11 protein-coding genes are annotated in these 15,881 nt (G+C 68.7%); 8 read left to right on the forward strand and 3 right to left on the reverse strand.

The genetic code is table 11. The features are described 5' to 3' along the window. Positions 1-188 precede the first annotated feature (188 nt). The 6 genes from ACIGII_RS12515 (at position 189) to ACIGII_RS12540 (ending at position 9,621) form a co-directional block, all read left to right on the forward strand. Positions 189-2,135, forward strand: coding sequence for a DEAD/DEAH box helicase (locus ACIGII_RS12515; protein ID WP_399638526.1), 1,947 nt, complete (start codon positions 189-191; stop codon positions 2,133-2,135). A 162-nt stretch (positions 2,136-2,297) separates the two neighbouring features. Beyond that, positions 2,298-4,691, forward strand: coding sequence for a putative bifunctional diguanylate cyclase/phosphodiesterase (locus tag ACIGII_RS12520; RefSeq protein WP_399638528.1), 2,394 nt, complete (start codon positions 2,298-2,300; stop codon positions 4,689-4,691). Positions 4,692-4,808: 117 nt separating this feature from the next. Continuing rightward, positions 4,809-6,464, forward strand: coding sequence for a diguanylate cyclase (locus ACIGII_RS12525; protein WP_399638530.1), 1,656 nt, complete (start codon positions 4,809-4,811; stop codon positions 6,462-6,464). 37 nt (positions 6,465-6,501) lie between these two features. Then, positions 6,502-7,224, forward strand: a complete 723-nt coding sequence (locus ACIGII_RS12530; protein ID WP_399638532.1) for a pseudouridine synthase — start codon at positions 6,502-6,504, stop codon at positions 7,222-7,224. Positions 7,225-7,298: 74 nt separating this feature from the next. Continuing rightward, positions 7,299-8,369, forward strand: coding sequence for a GGDEF domain-containing protein (locus tag ACIGII_RS12535; protein ID WP_399638534.1), 1,071 nt, complete (start codon positions 7,299-7,301; stop codon positions 8,367-8,369). Between the two features lie 91 nt (positions 8,370-8,460). Next, entirely contained in the window at positions 8,461-9,621 is a 1,161-nt protein-coding gene (locus tag ACIGII_RS12540) for an AAA family ATPase (RefSeq protein ID WP_399638536.1), read from the forward strand. A 280-nt stretch (positions 9,622-9,901) separates the two neighbouring features. On the opposite strand, the gene ACIGII_RS12545 is transcribed toward ACIGII_RS12540, so the two are convergent. The 3 genes from ACIGII_RS12545 to ACIGII_RS12555 all read right to left on the reverse strand — a co-directional run bounded on the left by ACIGII_RS12545 (position 9,902) and on the right by ACIGII_RS12555 (position 12,190). Continuing rightward, positions 9,902-10,849 carry a DMT family transporter gene (locus ACIGII_RS12545; protein WP_399638538.1) on the reverse strand — a complete coding sequence of 316 codons (948 nt, stop codon included), beginning with the start codon at positions 10,847-10,849 and terminating at the stop codon, positions 9,902-9,904. 91 nt (positions 10,850-10,940) lie between these two features. Beyond that, positions 10,941-11,759, reverse strand: a complete 819-nt coding sequence (locus ACIGII_RS12550) for a DUF72 domain-containing protein (protein ID WP_399638539.1) — start codon at positions 11,757-11,759, stop codon at positions 10,941-10,943. Next, positions 11,756-12,190, reverse strand: a complete 435-nt coding sequence (locus ACIGII_RS12555) for a VOC family protein (protein ID WP_399638541.1) — start codon at positions 12,188-12,190, stop codon at positions 11,756-11,758. The genes ACIGII_RS12550 and ACIGII_RS12555 overlap by 4 nt, the downstream gene beginning before the upstream one ends. Before the next feature lie 133 nt (positions 12,191-12,323). Between ACIGII_RS12555 and ACIGII_RS12560 the strand changes: the two genes are divergently transcribed. Continuing rightward, complete coding sequence (locus ACIGII_RS12560; protein WP_399638543.1) at positions 12,324-13,880, forward strand: serine hydrolase; 1,557 nt, start codon at positions 12,324-12,326, stop codon at positions 13,878-13,880. Positions 13,881-13,938: 58 nt separating this feature from the next. Beyond that, a complete protein-coding gene (smrA, locus tag ACIGII_RS12565) occupies positions 13,939-15,774 on the forward strand; it encodes a multidrug efflux ABC transporter SmrA (protein ID WP_399638544.1) in 1,836 nt (611 codons plus the stop codon). The last annotated feature ends 107 nt before the right edge of the window (positions 15,775-15,881 follow it).

Raw genomic sequence — 15,881 nt, forward strand, 5'->3', positions numbered from 1 at the left:
GAACGGCATCCACGCGCGATTCTGTACGCGGTGTTCAGGATCCATGCGGTATCATCGCGCCCTGAGCGAGTGAATTCTCCTCCGACCGAGCAGCGCCAGGGCACGCGATAAGAAAGGGCGCCCAAAGCGCGGACCATCCCCTTTTTTCATCGCACTGCCACGCATAGGGTAGTGCTTCGGAGTTCCCCATGTCCCAAGATTCTTCCGCGCCGCTGCTGTTTGCAGACCTCGGCCTGTCCGACGCTGTGATGCAGGCCGTGGCCGCTGTCGGCTATGAAACCCCGTCGCCGATCCAGGCCGCCACCATCCCGGCCATGCTGGAAGGCCGCGACGTGCTCGGCCAGGCCCAGACCGGTACCGGCAAGACCGCCGCGTTCGCGCTGCCGGTGCTGTCCAACATCGACTTCAACCAGGCCAAGCCGCAGGTGCTGGTGCTGGCGCCGACCCGCGAACTGGCCATCCAGGTCGCCGAAGCTTTCCAGACCTATTCGTCGAAGATCCCCAACTTCCGCGTGCTGCCGGTGTACGGCGGCCAGCCCTACGGCCAGCAGCTGTCGGCCCTGCGCCGTGGCGTGCACGTGGTGGTGGGTACCCCCGGCCGCGTGATCGACCACCTGGATCGTGGCACCCTGGACCTGTCCGAGCTGAAGACGCTGGTTCTCGACGAAGCCGACGAAATGCTGCGCATGGGCTTCATCGACGACGTTGAAGCGGTGCTCAAGAAGCTGCCGGAAACCCGCCAGGTGGCGCTGTTCTCGGCCACCATGCCGCCGCAGATCCGTCGCATCGCGCAGACCTACCTGAAGAATCCGGCCGAAGTGACCATTGCGGCCAAGACCACCACCTCGGCCAACATCCGCCAGCGCTACTGGTGGGTGAGCGGCATGCACAAGCTGGACGCGCTGACCCGGATCCTGGAAGTAGAGCCGTTCGACGCGATGATCATCTTCGCGCGGACCAAGGCCGCTACCGAGGAGCTGGCCGAAAAGCTGCAGGCGCGCGGCCTGGCGGCTGCCGCGATCAACGGCGACATGCAGCAGGCGCAGCGCGAACGCACCATCGGCATGCTCAAGGAAGGCAAGCTGGACATCCTGGTGGCCACCGACGTGGCCGCGCGCGGCCTGGACGTGGAACGCATCAGCCACGTGCTGAACTACGACATTCCGTACGACACCGAAAGCTACGTGCACCGCATCGGCCGTACCGGTCGTGCTGGCCGCACCGGCGACGCGATCCTGTTCGCCACCCCGCGCGAAAAGGGCATGCTGCGTGCGATCGAACGCGCCACCCGCCAGCCGATCGAAGAAATGCAGCTGCCGTCGGTGGATGCGGTCAACGACACCCGTATCAGCAAGTTCATGGGCCGTGTCAGCGATGCGCTGGACGCCGGCGGCACCGAGTTCTACCGCGACCTGCTGCAGAAGCTGGAAGGCGAGAAGAACGTGCCGGCGATCGACATCGCCGCCGCGCTGGCCAAGCTGCTGCAGGGCGATGCGCCGTTCCTGCTGACCCCGCCGGTGCGCGGCGCGCGTGAAGAGCGTGCCCCGCGCAGCAACGACCGCAACGACCGCGGCGAGCGCCCGGCCCGTTTCGAACCGCGCTTCGAACGTGGCCCGCGCCGCGAAGACGACCGCGGCCCGCGCCCGGAGCGTGATTTCGGCAGCAGCGACGGCGGTTTCGAACGCGCCCCGCGCCGCGACATCGCCCCGCGCGGTCCGGCCGAACAGGGCATGGAAACCTTCCGCATCGAAGTCGGTCACGTGCACGGCGTCAAGCCGGGCAACATCGTGGGTGCCATCGCCAACGAAGCCGGGCTGGAAAGCCGCTTCATCGGCCGTATCGACATCCATGACGACTTCTCGGTGCTGGACCTGCCGGCCGAAATGCCGGCCGACCTGCTGAGCCACCTGAAGAAGGTCTGGGTGTCGGGCCAGCAGCTCCAGATGCGCAAGGTCGAGCCGGGTGAAGACCTGACCCCGTCCCCGCGCCCGGCCTTCAAGCCGAAATTCGGCGGCAAGCCCGGTGGCCCCGGCGCGCACCGCGGCGGCCCGGGCGGCCACCGTGGCGGCCCCGGCGGCAACGACCGTCCGCCGCGCCGCGATGGCTTCAAGCCGCGCGGTCCGCGCAACGGCTGAGCGTCCACGCGCTCACCCCACAACGCCAGCCTTCGGGCTGGCGTTGTCGTTTCAGCGGACCAAGGCGGCCCGCGCTGCGGCTTCGCACCGCTTCAACATCCTTCGTCCTGGCCTGAGCCTGGAGAGGGCTATGCCGTAGCCACCTGGCGTTGGAGGGATCTGATGCTGAACCCCGTACCGCACGTCACGCGGGGCTTGACCCTGCGTTTCGTCCTGCTCACCGGCATGGCCATCGGCCTGGTGGGCCTGTCGGCGCTCGTCCAGGAGCTGCAGGCGGCCTCCACCGCTTGGATCGTCGGGCAGAGCCACTGGTCGCGCAGCCAGCAGCACGCTTCGTTCGCACTGGAGCGTTACATCACCTCCGGCAATCCGGCCGCGCTGGCCGAGGCGCGCGAAGCGCTGCAGGTGCCGCTGGGCGACCTGGATGCGCGCCGCGCGCTGGAGCAGATCCCGGCCGACCTGGCCCGCGCCCGTCGGGGCTTCCTGCAGGGCGGCAACGCGCCGGCTGACATCAACCGCCTGATCCTGTCGTTCCGCTACCTGGGCCAGCTGGGTTACTTCCGCGACGCAATGCACCTGTGGCGGCAGACCGATCACGGCCTGGCCCAGCTGCAGGAGATTGCGCGGACCGCCGAAGCGAACAAGGCCGATGGCAGTCCGGAGCCGGCGCTGCGCGATGCCCTGCTGGTGCAGCTGCAGGCGCAGGACCGCAGCCTGCAGGCCCAGGCGCGCGCCTTCTCGCTGGCCCTGCTCAACACGGCGTCCATCGTGCGTATCGCCACCCTGGTGGTGGCCGGCCTGTCGGTGCTGTTGATCACGCTGGTAGCGGTCGTGCTGGCGCGCCGGGTGCGGCATGACCTCATCGAGCAGGAAAGCCGCTTCCGCGCCGCTTTCTACCAGGCCACGGTCGGCATGCTGAAACTGGACCATGCCGGTGGCATCGTCGAAGCCAACCAGGCGGTGGCCGATATCCTGGGCTACCGCCGCGATGCACTGCTGAGCATGGAGCTGCCGGAACTGCTGGTGGACGGCGAGCTGATCCTGGACGAGGCCGGCGACATCGATTGGCCACGCCAGCTGCGCCCGGGGGAGCTGCGGTTCCTGCGCGCCGACGGCGGGCTGGTGTGGGGTCGCTGGAGCGGCACCCTGGTACGCAGCCCGGGCCGCGAACCCACCGTGTTCGGGATCATCGAGGATGTCTCGCAGAACCACGCCCTGGCCCGCGAGGTGGAACATCACGCCAGCCACGATCCGCTGACCGGCCTGATCAACCGCCGCGAAATCGAACGGCGGCTGGAGCTGGCCCTGTTCGACGTGCGCAGCCAGGGCGGCACGCACAGCCTGTGCTACCTGGACCTGGACTATTTCAAGCTGGTCAACGACGGCCTCGGCCATGCGGCCGGCGACCAGCTGCTGCGTGGATTTGCCGACTACCTGGAAGGCGCGGTGCGCGAGGGCGACTGGGTCGGGCGCATGGGCGGTGACGAATTCGCGTTGTTCCTGCAGGGGGCACGCCAGGAGGAGGCCAAGCAGGTGCTGCAGCGCATCGCGCGGAACCTGGGCCAGGCCGGCTTCCAGCGCGACGATGGCACGCCCAAGGTCAGCTGCAGCATCGGCGTGGTCGAGATCGACGCCGAGGTGGTCGACGTCAACTGGCTGATGAGTGCCGCCGACAGTGCCTGCTATGCGGCCAAGCAGGCCGGGCGCAACCGCGTGCACTGCTTCAACGAGAACCGCATGGCGCTGGAAGAACGCCTGCTCGAGGCCGAACGGCTGGCCCACGTGTCCAGCGCCATCGCCGAGAACCGCATGCTGCTGTACGCGCAGCGCATCGAGCAGGTCGGCGACCCCGGATTCCTGCATTACGAAGTGCTGGTGCGGATGCGGGGTGCCGACGGCCAGCTGCAGGGGCCGGGCGACTTCATGCCGGCGGTGGAACGCTACGGCATGGGCATGGCGCTGGACCGGCACGTGCTGGGCCTGCTGTTCCGCCACCTGCAGCTGTGCCCGGCGCATGTGCAGCGGCTGGGCCTGTGCAACGTCAACGTGTCGGCGCAGTCGATCGCCGAGCCGAGCTTCCTGGCCTTCGTCTGCGACCTGCTGGAGCGCAACCGCGGGCTGGCGCGCAAGCTGTGCTTCGAAATCACCGAAACCGCGGCGATCAGCAACCTCGACCAGGCCCGCAGTTTCGTCGAAGCGGTCAAGGCGCGGGGCTGCCGGGTGGCGCTGGACGACTTCGGTTCGGGATTGTCCTCGTTCGGCTACCTGCGCCAGCTGCCGGCGGACATGCTGAAGATCGACGGCGTGTTCGTGCGCGACATGGACATCGACCCGGTCAGCCGCGCCACCGTGCGCGCGATCACCGAGATTGGCCGCGAACTGCACATGAGCGTGGTCGCCGAATGGGTCGAGTCCGACGAGGTGGCGCGCCAGCTGCAGGCGCTGGGGGTGGAGGGCCTGCAGGGGTACGCCATCGAACGGCCGATGCCGCTGGAAAAGCTGACCCAGCCCTCGCTGTGGCGCGAAGCGTCGACCGCGTCGGGGCGCCCCTCCTGAGCGGTCACGCGCGCGCCCGGGCTTCTTGCGATAATACGGCCGGGGACGCGGCGCAGCGTGCGTGGCGATGCAGGGCAACAGGGTGGTGGGGTGAGGCGTAGCGACGGCAGGTCGGGGGTGATTCGAGCGGGCATCGGCGGGCTGCTGGGGCTGCTGTGCCTGCTGCTGTCGGCGGCGGCATTGGCCGGCACCGCCGAGGTCGGTCGCGATGTGCTGTTGCTGGGCGCCGCCACCGCCGAGCAGACCCCGCAACGGCCCTGCGCGCCGGACGTGCTGGCCCAGCACCAGCGCGTGCTGTCGATCCCGGCGCCCGCCGGCGGCTGGTCGGGTGCGCCGCAGGCGGTGGACGTGTTCGGCGTGCTCACCGGCGAGGTCCGCATCAGCCATGGCGACCGCCAGATCTGCGGCAACATGCACGACGCGCGCACCCGCGATTCGCGCTTCCGCGCCGGGGTGGGCATGGTGGTGGTACCGCCGGCCGGCGAACGCGAGCCGATCGTGGTGTCGTGGGCGTCGCCGCTGAAGTCGCGCTGGATTCCCACGGTCCGGCTGGGCGCACCCAGTCCGGTCCAGCAGAACGATACCGCGCGCCTGCTGGTGCGCGCGGCCTGCATCGCGGTGGCGATCGCGCTGGCGTTGTCCGCGTTGATGGGCTTTGCCACGACCCGCGACCGCACCTTCCTCTATTACGTGGCGATCTGTGCCGTGTTCGTGCTGTGGCAGGCCGTACTGGGCGGGCTCAGTGGCTACCCCGAACCCTGGCTGCCGGTGTACGGCCGAGCCCCTTGGTGGCTGATCACGCTCACCACCGTCGCCCTGGCCCTGCTGCTGCCGATCCTGTGGCGGCTCAACGGCGGCGCGCGCCTGTGGCCGGGCTCGCGCACCGGGCAGCGCGGGGTGCTGTGGGGACTGGTGCTGGTCGGGGCGTGCGTGCCGATGATGGGCGTGACCGGCCTGACCTGGATGGCCGCCGGCCTGGAGCTGGCGTTCGTGCTGGGCTGCGTGGTCTGCCTGGGCGTTGGCGTGTGGGCGCTGCTGAAGGGCGACGGGTACGCGCTGGCGGGACTGATCGCGCTGGCGCCGTGGTGGATCCTGATCATTGCCGATGCGCTGCAGGAGCAATGGCTGGTCTCCTACCGGATCGAGGCGCTGCAGCTGGCGGCGACCTGGCTGCTGATGATGGCGGCCTACGCGCTCAACCTGCGCCTGGGCCGGCTGCGCCAACAGCGCGACGAAATGCGCCAGCTGGCCGACACCGATGCGCTGACCGGGCTGCCCAACCGGCGCCACGGCCTGCACCTGCTGACCCGGCACCTGGCGCGGGCCACCGCCGAACAGCAGGCACTGGCGATCGGCTTCCTCGACATCGATCTGTTCAAGGACATCAACGACCGCTTTGGCCATGAGGTCGGCGATCAGGTGCTGGTCGCGGTGGCGCGCGGCCTGCGCGGCGCGGTGCGGATGCAGGACGACGTGATCCGGATGGGCGGTGAGGAATTCCTGGTGCTGCTGCCGGGTGCCTCGCACGGCGCGGCGCTGGCGCGGCTGGAAAACGTGCGCCGGCAGATGGCCGCTGTTGCTGCACCGCTGGGCATTTCCGGCCTGGACGTGACGGTGAGCATCGGGCTGGCCGTGCTGCGGCCGGGCCGCGACGACCTGGCCGGGCTGCTGCGCCGGGCCGACCATGCCATGTACCGGGCCAAGCGTGCCGGCCGCGACCAGGTCTGCGACGGTGAACAGCGGCTGCCGCCGGATGATCCGTTGATCGCCTGAGCCGGTCGCGGCGCGGGTTTTGCCGGATAATGGCGCAATGACAACCCGACTCAACAAATTCATCGCCGACACCGGCTTCTGTTCCCGGCGTGAAGCCGACCGCCTGCTTGGCGAACGCCGCGTCACCGTCAACGGCCAGGTGGCCGGCACCGGTGCGGCGGTAGGCGAGGGCGACGTGGTGCTGGTCGACGGCCAGCCGCTGCGCGCCCGCGAAGCGAAGAAGCCCGGCGGCCGCCGCCACGTCTACATCGCGTTGAACAAGCCGGTCGGGATCACCTGTACCACCGAAAGCGCGGTCAAGGGCAACATCGTCGACTTCGTCGGCCATGAGCAGCGCATCTTCCCGGTCGGCCGCCTGGACAAGGATTCGGAAGGGCTGATCCTGATGACCAGCAACGGCGACATCGTCAACCAGATCCTGCGGGCCGAGAACCACCACCAGAAGGAATACATGGTGGCGGTGAACAAGCCGGTCACCGACGAATTCCTGCGCGGCATGGCCCGTGGCGTCCGCATCCACAACGAAACCACCCTGCCGTGCCGGACCGCGCGCATCGCCAAGTTCGGGTTCCGGATCACGCTGCAGCAGGGCCTCAACCGGCAGATCCGGCTGATGGCCGCGGCGTTCGACTACCGGGTCACCCAGCTGCGCCGGGTACGCATCGACAACATCAAGCTGGGCGCGCTCAAGCCGGGCCAATGGCGCAACCTCACCGACGCCGAGCTGAAAGGCCTGCTGCCCAAGCAGCTGGACTGGTGACCTGCACGGGCCGCTAACCCGCGGCCCGCGCCGACCGGCTAGACTGCGGGCAGCTCCCGGATGCGACCCGTTGCATGATCAAGCCCGAGAAGCCTGTCAACGAGGCTGTGCGCCTGCAGGCGCTGTACCGTTACCGGATCCTGGATTCGGAGAAGGAAAAATCCTTCGAAGACCTGGTCACCATCGCCAAGGCGGTGTGTGGCACCTCGATGGCCGCCGTAACCCTGATCGACGCCGAACGGCAATGGTTCAAGTCCATCCAGGGCGCTGACGCGGCCGAGCTGCCGCGGTCCGAGTCGATGTGCGGCCACGCGATCCTGCAACCCGAACAGGTGATGGTGATCGAAGACGCGCGTGCCGACGCGCGCTTCCACGACAACCCGATCGTCACCGGCGCACCGCATGTGCGCTTCTACGCCGGCGCGCCCTTGATCAGCACCGACGGCCTGCCGCTGGGCACGCTGTGCGTGTTCGACCCGCAGCCCCAGCAGCTCGATCCGGTGCAGACCGAGGCACTGGAAGCGCTGTCGCGGCAGGTGATGCTGGTGATGGAACTGCGCCGCTTCGCGCTGGATATCCAGAACCACATGCTGGAGCGGGACGATTATGAGCGGCTGCTGGGCGAGTACCACGACGTGCTGCTGGCCCAGAACGCCGACCTGGCCGAACAGAGCCGTACCGACGTGCTGACCGGCCTGCCGAACCGCCGCGCGATGTCGGTGGCGCTGGAGGCGTCGCTGCTGGACGCGGATGGCCAGCCGCGGCAGACGGCGGTGGCGCTGGTGGATATCGACCACTTCAAGCAGATCAACGATTTCAACGGCCACGCCACCGGCGACCGGGTGTTGGCCGAGCTGGGCGTGCTGCTGCGCGCGCAGTTCTCCGGGCGCGGCATGGCGGCGCGTTACGGTGGCGAGGAGTTCGTGGTGCTGATGCCCGACACGGAACTGCGCACGGCGGAAGTGCAGTGCGATTTCCTGCGCATGGCGGTGTCGGACCTGCCACTGGGCTTCCCGGTCACGGTGAGCATCGGGGTGGCGGCGCACCGCGCGGGCGACACCGTCGAGCAGACGGTGGCGCGCGCTGACGCGGCCTTGTACCGGGCCAAGGGCAATGGCCGCAATCGCGTCGAGGTTGCCCTCTAGCGCCGGGCGCTGCCCGGCTGCTCCCGGCCATTCGCATCACCTGCGACCCCTGCCTGGCATGCTGTTCCCCGACTTCCCGTGGACCCTGCCCATGCTCCAGACCCTCGCCATTTCCGGTTACCGCTCGCTGCACGCGCTGGTGGTGCCGATGGGACGCCTGAACCTGGTGACCGGCGACAACGGCAGTGGCAAGTCCAGCCTGTACCGCGCCTTGCGGTTGCTGGCCGACACGGCACGCGGCGGGGTAGCGGCGGCGCTGGCGCGTGAGGGCGGGCTGGGTTCGGCGCTGTGGGCGGGGCCGGGCCAGACCAGCCGGGGGATGCTGCAGGGGGAGGTGCCGGTGCAGGGCACCGCGCGCGGCGAGCCGGTGGCGCTGCGGCTGGGATTTGCGGGGGAGGACCTGGGCTATGCGATCGACCTGGGGTTCCCCGTGCCCAGTGCGTCGGCGTTCGCGCTGGACCCGCAGATCAAATGCGAGAGCATCTGGGCCGGTCCATTCCTGCGCCGTAGTGCGGTGCTGGTGGAACGACGCGGGCCGCTGGTGCGGCGTCGCGCGGGGCGTTCATGGGAGGTGGTGGACGAGCACCTGTCGGTCTTCGACAGCATTTTTTCGCAGCTGGCCGATCCGCAGCGGATGCCGGAGGTGATGCGCCTGCGCGAGACGATCCGGGCGTGGCGCTTCTACGACCATTTCCGCACCGACGCCGGGGCGCCGGCGCGGCAGTCGCCGCTGGCGACCCGGACGCCGGTGCTGGCGCATGACGGGGGCGACCTGGCGGCGGCGTGGCAGACCATCGTGGAGATCGGCGATGCACAGGGGCTGGCGGCGGCAGTGGACGACGCGTTCCCGGGGGCGCAGGTGCAGATCGACGGCAGCGAGGGGCGGCTGCACCTGAAGTTCGTACAGCCGGGACTGCTGCGGCCGTTGACGGCGGCAGAGCTGTCCGACGGCACGCTGCGTTACCTGCTGTTGATCGCGGCGCTGCATACGCCGCGACCGCCGCCGCTGATGGTGCTCAATGAGCCTGAAACCAGCCTGCACCCGGACCTGCTGCCGGCGCTGGGCCGGTTGATCATCGCCGCGACCGCGCGCAGCCAGCTGTGGGTGGTCTCGCATGCCACGCGGCTGGTGGCGGCATTGCGCGAGTCACCGCTGTGCACCCCGATCGCGCTGGAGAAGCAGATGAGCCGCACCACGATGGTCGGGCAGGGGCTGCTGGACGCGCCGGCGTGGTACTGGCCCGAACGGTGATGGCGGACGCGTTGGCCGGTAAGACCGATTGGTAGAACGGGTCGGTGAAACGGATCGGGAAACGGTTCGGGAAAACGGATCGGGAAACGGATCGGGAAAACGGATTGGCACAACGGATAGGTGAAACGGGCCCGTAAAACGGATCGGGTAAACGGACCGGCAAAACGGATCGGAAAACGGATCGGTAGAGCGGACTGTTAGTCCGCTGCTTTTCGCGCGAAAGGCAGCCGACTGACAGTCGGCTCTACCCGTCGGCTCTACCCGACGCGCGGGTCCCGGTTCACTCGGCGATGTTGCGCGCTTCGGCGGTGCCCAGGATTTCCGGATGCTGCACTTTCCTGCGTCGATTGAGCAGCGGGTGCAGGAACACCGCGCCGACGATGATCGCCACGCCGGCGTAGAACAGCGGGGTCAGTTCGCGCTGTTCGCTCAGCAGCACCATCGCCAGCAGGATCGCGTAAACCGGCTCCAGGTTGGTCACCAGCTGCACGGTGTAGGCGCTGAGGTGGCGCAGCGCGACCAGCGCGAGGGCAAACGGCAGCAGGGTGCAGATCCCGGCCAGGGCGAGCAGCAACAGGCTGTCGTGCAGGTCCGGCAGCACCCACAGCGGGCTGGCCAGCGCGGGTAGCAGGAACGGCAGCAGCGGCGCGAGCAGGGTCAGGGTGATGGTGCCGGCCCCCAGCTCCACCGCGGTGACGGTGAGCGGGTCGGCGTGGCTGACCAGGCGCTTGTTGAGCGAACCGAAAATGGCCACCAGCAGTGCGGACATCGCACCGACCAGTACACCCAGGCGCATGCCGTCCGGCACGCCACCGACCACCATGCCCACGCCGGGCAGCACGGCAATCCCGAAGGCCAGTTCGCGCAGCTGGAAGGGGCGCTTGGCGACCCAGGGTTCGATGACCGCGGTGAACACCGGGGCAAGCGCGATGCAGGTGGCGGCCACCGAGGCGTTGGCCAGTTTCACCGCGCCGTAGAAGGTCAGCCAGTGCAGGGCGACCACTGCGCCCACGCCGCAGTAGCCGGCAAACAGGGCAGGGGAAAGCTGGCGCAACCCGCGCCAGACGCGCGGCAGCAGGGCCAGCATGGCCACCACCAGCAGCATGCGCCACCACACCAGCGGCAGCGCGGGCAGGCTGATGAGCTTGCCGAGGATGGCGGTCACGCCCCACAGCAGCACGCAGAAATGGATTTGCAGCAGCGCTTTGCGGGTGTCGGTCATCGGCATCCGGCTATTCTGGGGCAACCCGATGCGTCGTGCCACGCCCGGCATGGCTGGACGGTGGTGATATCGCCTGCTTGCCACGCAGGGCGCGGCCCTACGCGCCTACCCCCTCCAGCTGCTTTCGCAGCGCCACGGCGGCGCCCGGGTTGCGGTGCTTGGCGGCGCCGATGAACAGCATGTACACCTCGCGGGGGCCACTGGCAGGGGCGTCGGCCCTGATGTGCGGCAGGTCGGGGTTGTCCTCGCCGCGCGCCCAGCGCATCGCACGCAGGCACCACTGCTCCAGCGTGCGCTCGGGGTAGCCAGCGCGCAGGTTGGCGCGCGACTGCATCAGCCTGGCGTAGATGAAATCCGCGGTGGGGTCGGCAAAGCTGGGGTAATCGGGCGAGCCGCTGAACACCAGGGCCGCGCCGTGCGCGCGCGCCACGGCCACCAGCTCCGGCGTCCAAGCCGCCGGATTGCGCACTTCCAGTGCGTGCCGGAGCACCTGTGCATTGGCCTTGCCGGGGAGGGCATCGAGGAACCGATCGAACTCCTGTGCACCCGCCGGATGGGTATCGCCAAACTGCCACACCAGCGGGCCCAGGCGATCCTCAAGCGCGGTGATGCCGTTGATGAAGGTGTCGGCGCGTGCGCCGGCCGCCGCCAGGTCGTGGGTCTGGGTGATCGTGCGTGGCGCCTTGGCGGAGAATTTGAAGCCCGGCGGGGTCTGCTCGCGCCACTGCGCGTACACCGCCGGCTTCTGCGCGCGGTAGAAGGTGCTGTTGATCTCGATGCAGCCCAGCTGGCGGCTGGCATGCGCCAGCTCCTCGCGCTGCGGCAGGCCGGCGGGGTAGAACGTGCCACCGCGCCAGGCCGGGAACACCCACCCGCCGATGCCGGTATGAATCGGTCCGGGAACGGCGTGCTTCAAGCGTCGGTCTCCTTCCAGGGGTCGTAGCTGCCGAACCACCACAGGTGCCCTTCGAGGTCGCGGCAGGCATAGCCGCGGCCGCCGTAGTCCTGGTCGGCGATATCGATCGCCAGCTCGGCCCCGGCCGCGACGGCGCGCGCGTAGTGGGCATCTGGGTCGGTCACGACGACGCAGGCACTCTGGGTTTCGCGCCCGTCGATCTCATCCGGCTGCACCACCAGCTTGCCCCAGTCGCCGCCGTTGTCGACCGAGCCGAGCATGATCATGCCGCGGCCGTAGACCAGTTGGGCGTGGTACACGATGTCGCCTTCGGCGTAGACCGCCTGCGCCTGGAAACCGAATGCACGCTCCAGCCACGCGATGGCCGCGCGCGCGTCGCGGTAGCGAAGGCAGGGAATGATGGTGGAACCGCGGTCGGTGGGGACGGTCATGCGGGTGCTCCGGGGTGGGCGGCTTCTGGCACAGGCGAGCCTGCGACCGGCCGCGTTACCATCGCGCGAAACCTGGCGTAACCGGCCCGTCGGTGGCCTCGACGCCCCTGCAACATGCAACCGGAGAGACTGATTGAACACATCCTGGATCGGAGGCCTCGTGCTGCTGGCGTGCGCACCCCTGGCGTCGGCAACCGTGCCGGCCGAACTGCAGCGGCTGGATGCCACGGTGGAACGCGTGCGCAGCCAGTTCGACATTCCCGGCATCGCGGTGGCGGTGGTCAAGGACGGCCAGATCGTCTTCGAGCGCGGCTATGGCGTGCGCGAGCTGGGCAAGCCGGCACCGGTCGAGGCCGACACCCTGTTCGCCATCGCCTCCAATACCAAGGCGTTCACGGCCACCTCGCTGAACCTGCTGGCCGAGCAGGGCAAGGTGAAGATGGACGACCGCGTGATCGACCACCTCCCGTCGTTCCGCATGTCCGATCCGTACGTGACCGGCGAGATGCGCATCCGCGACCTGCTTTCGCACCGCAGCGGGCTCAGCCTGGGCGCGGGCGACCTGCTGTTCTGGCCGACCACCACCTACAGCAACGCCGAGGTGGTGCAGCGGCTGGGCAAGGTGCCGCTGAAAGCCGGCTTCCGCGACCGCTACGCCTACGACAACATCCTGTATGCGGTGGCGCAGCAGGTGATCGAACAGGTTTCCGGGCAGTCGTACGCCGACTTCCTGCAGCAGCACATCTTCACCCCGGTGGGCATGGCCGGCACCCGCTTCAATGCCGACCACCTGAAGCCGGGCGACAAGGCCGCCACCGGGCATGCCAAGTTCAACTTCACCGACCTGCGCACGGTGGCGCCGCTGACCTGGTCCAACAACGCCGGTGCTGGCGGGGTGTATTCCAGCGTGCACGACATGGCGCGCTGGATGAACGTGCAGCTGGCCCAGGGCAAGCTGGAAAACGGCACCGCGCTGTTCAGCCCGAAGAGCCAGCAGGCGATGTGGCAGATGATCACCCCGCAGGTGGTGCCCGAACCGAGCGTGCCGGCCCTGGCTGCCGCGCGCCCGAACTTCGCCGGCTACGGCGAGGGCTGGAGCCTGAGCGACTACCGGGGGCAGAAGCTGGTGTGGCACACCGGCGGTTGGCCGGGCATGGTGTCGCGGGTGACGTTGGTGCCGGAGCAGAAGCTGGGCATCGTGGTGCTGACCAACCAGGAAGTGGGCGCGGCGTTCAACGCGGTCACCATGGACGTGCTGGACGCCTATCTCAAGGCGCCGGCCACCGACTGGGTGGCGGCGTATGCCGCGGCGGTGGCCAAGGCCCAGGACAAGGCCGATGAGGGCTGGGCGGCGCACCAGGCGGCGCGCGATCCGAAATCCACGCCGTCGCTGCCGCTGGCCGGCTACGCCGGCACCTACCGTGACCCGTGGTATGGCGAGGTGTTCGTCGAGCAGCGTGCCGGCACGCTGCGCCTGCGGTTCGGCAGGACGGCGCAGCTGGTGGGCACCCTGGAGCACTGGCAGCACGATACGTTCATCGTGCGCTGGGACGACCGCTCGCTCAACGCCGATGCATTCGTGAACTTCAGCCTGGATCCGGACGGCAAGGTGCGCGAGGTGCGCATGCAGGCGGTGTCGTCGCTGACCGACTTCAGTTTCGATTTCCAGGACCTGGTGTTGACTCCGTGAAAACAAACGGCAGGCCGCGGTGGGATAATCGCGGCCTGCCTGTTTTCCAGGAAATGGAATGTTCCGCTGGTTCGAGTCGCTGATTCCCGTATTTCCGCCGATCGACGCGCGCACGCCGCCGCGCCGCGTGCTGCCGTTCTACCTCCACTACCTGCGCCCGGTCTGGCCGGTGCTGCTGGCCACGCTGGTGGCCGGGCTGCTGCTGGCGCTGGTGGAAGTGGCCATGTTCGATTTCCTGGGCCGCATCGTGGACATGGTCAGCGAGCAGCCGGATGCCGGTTTCTTCGCGCGGCATGCCGACACGCTGCTGTGGATGGCGGCCATCACGCTCGTCGCACGGCCGGTGCTGGTGGGCCTGCACAACCTGCTGGTCAACCAGGCCATCGTGCCCGGGCTGAGCAACCGGTCGCGCTGGCTGATGCACAACTACGTGGTGCGCCAGAGCCTGTCGTTCTTCCAGAATGATTTCGCCGGCAGCATGGCCAACCGGGTCATGCAGACCGGCACGTCGCTGCGCGAGTCGGCGGTGCAGATGGTCGATTCGCTGTGGTACATCGTGGTCTACACCGGCACGGCGCTGTACCTGTTCGCGCAGGCGGACTGGCGGCTGATGATCCCGCTGGTGCTGTGGTTGGCAGCCTACGTGGTGATCATGGTGTACTTCGTGCCGCGCGCGAAGGAGCGGGCGTGGATCGCCTCCGAGGCGCGCTCCAAGGCGATGGGCCGGATCGTCGATGGCTACACCAACATTCCCACGCTGAAGCTGTTCGCCCACGGCGGGCGCGAGCAGGCCTATGTGGCCGAGGCGATCGAGGAGCTGGCGGTCAAGCATCGTCGCCAGACCCGGATCACCACCGGCATGGACCTGACCATCGCGATCGTCAACGGCTTCCTGATCGCCGGTACCTGCGGGCTGGCGCTGTGGCTGTGGAGCCACGGTAACATCACGGTGGGCGCGATCACGCTGGCCACGGGCCTGGTGATCCGCATCCACAACATGTCCGGCTGGATCATGTGGACGATCAACGGCATCTTCGAGGACATCGGCACGGTGCAGGACGGCATCACCACCATTTCGCAGCCGCTGAGCGTGCAGGACCGCGCCGATGCGGTGCCGCTGGTGGTGCACGAAGGCGGGGTGCAGTTCGACGACATCCACTTCCACTACGGCAAGCAGGGCGGGGTGATCGCGGGGCTGGACCTGGTGGTGAAGCCGGGCGAGAAGATCGGCCTGGTAGGGCCCTCGGGCGCGGGCAAGTCGACGCTGGTGAACGTGCTGCTGCGCCTGTACGACCTGGAAAGCGGGCATATCCGCATCGACGGCCAGGACATTGCCGAGGTCACCCAGGAAAGCCTGCGTCGGCAGATCGGCGTGGTCACGCAGGACACGTCGCTGCTGCACCGGTCGATCCGCGACAACCTGCTGTACGGGCGTCCGGATGCGACCGAGGAACAGCTGCGTGCGGCGGTGGCCAAGGCGCGCGCGGCAGGCTTCATCGAGACCCTGCGCGATGGCGAGGGCCGGCAGGGCTATGACGCGCATGTCGGCGAGCGAGGGGTGAAGCTCTCCGGCGGCCAGCGCCAGCGCATCGCCATCGCCCGCGTGCTGCTCAAGGATGCACCAATCCTGGTGCTGGACGAGGCGACCTCGGCGCTGGATTCGGAAGTGGAAGCGGCCATCCAGGACAACCTGGACGAGCTGATGGCAGGTAAGACGGTGATCGCGATCGCGCATCGCCTGTCCACCATCGCGCGCATGGACCGGCTGGTGGTGATGGACCAGGGCCGCATCGTGGAAACCGGTACCCACGCCGAACTGGTCGCCGCCGGCGGCCTGTACGCGCGGTTGTGGGCGCGGCAGACCGGTGGCTTCGTGGCGGCGGACGTGGTTTAAAGGAGACGCGGCTGCCGGTGGGGCGAGTGCGGGGCCGCCGTGCCCTTGTGGGCGAATTTCCCCCGGCGTCGGCCTGCGGCCGCCCCCTTCCTCCTTTTAATTCGCCC

The sequence above is a fragment of the Stenotrophomonas sp. NPDC077420 genome, from assembly GCF_044543385.1.
GTDB lineage: Bacteria > Pseudomonadota > Gammaproteobacteria > Xanthomonadales > Xanthomonadaceae > Stenotrophomonas.

Bases quoted from the DNA above. Each gene is read 5' to 3' on its own strand.
- ACIGII_RS12515 (WP_399638526.1), top strand. From the start codon at position 189: ATGTCCCAAGATTCTTCCGCGCCGCTGCTGTTTGCAGACCTCGGCCTG.
- ACIGII_RS12520 (WP_399638528.1), top strand. From the start codon at position 2,298: ATGCTGAACCCCGTACCGCACGTCACGCGGGGCTTGACCCTGCGTTTC.
- ACIGII_RS12530 (WP_399638532.1), top strand. From the start codon at position 6,502: ATGACAACCCGACTCAACAAATTCATCGCCGACACCGGCTTCTGTTCC.
- ACIGII_RS12535 (WP_399638534.1), top strand. From the start codon at position 7,299: ATGATCAAGCCCGAGAAGCCTGTCAACGAGGCTGTGCGCCTGCAGGCG.
- ACIGII_RS12540 (WP_399638536.1), top strand. From the start codon at position 8,461: ATGCTCCAGACCCTCGCCATTTCCGGTTACCGCTCGCTGCACGCGCTG.
- ACIGII_RS12545 (WP_399638538.1), bottom strand. From the start codon at position 10,849: ATGCCGATGACCGACACCCGCAAAGCGCTGCTGCAAATCCATTTCTGC.
- ACIGII_RS12555 (WP_399638541.1), bottom strand. From the start codon at position 12,190: ATGACCGTCCCCACCGACCGCGGTTCCACCATCATTCCCTGCCTTCGC.
- smrA (WP_399638544.1), top strand. From the start codon at position 13,939: ATGTTCCGCTGGTTCGAGTCGCTGATTCCCGTATTTCCGCCGATCGAC.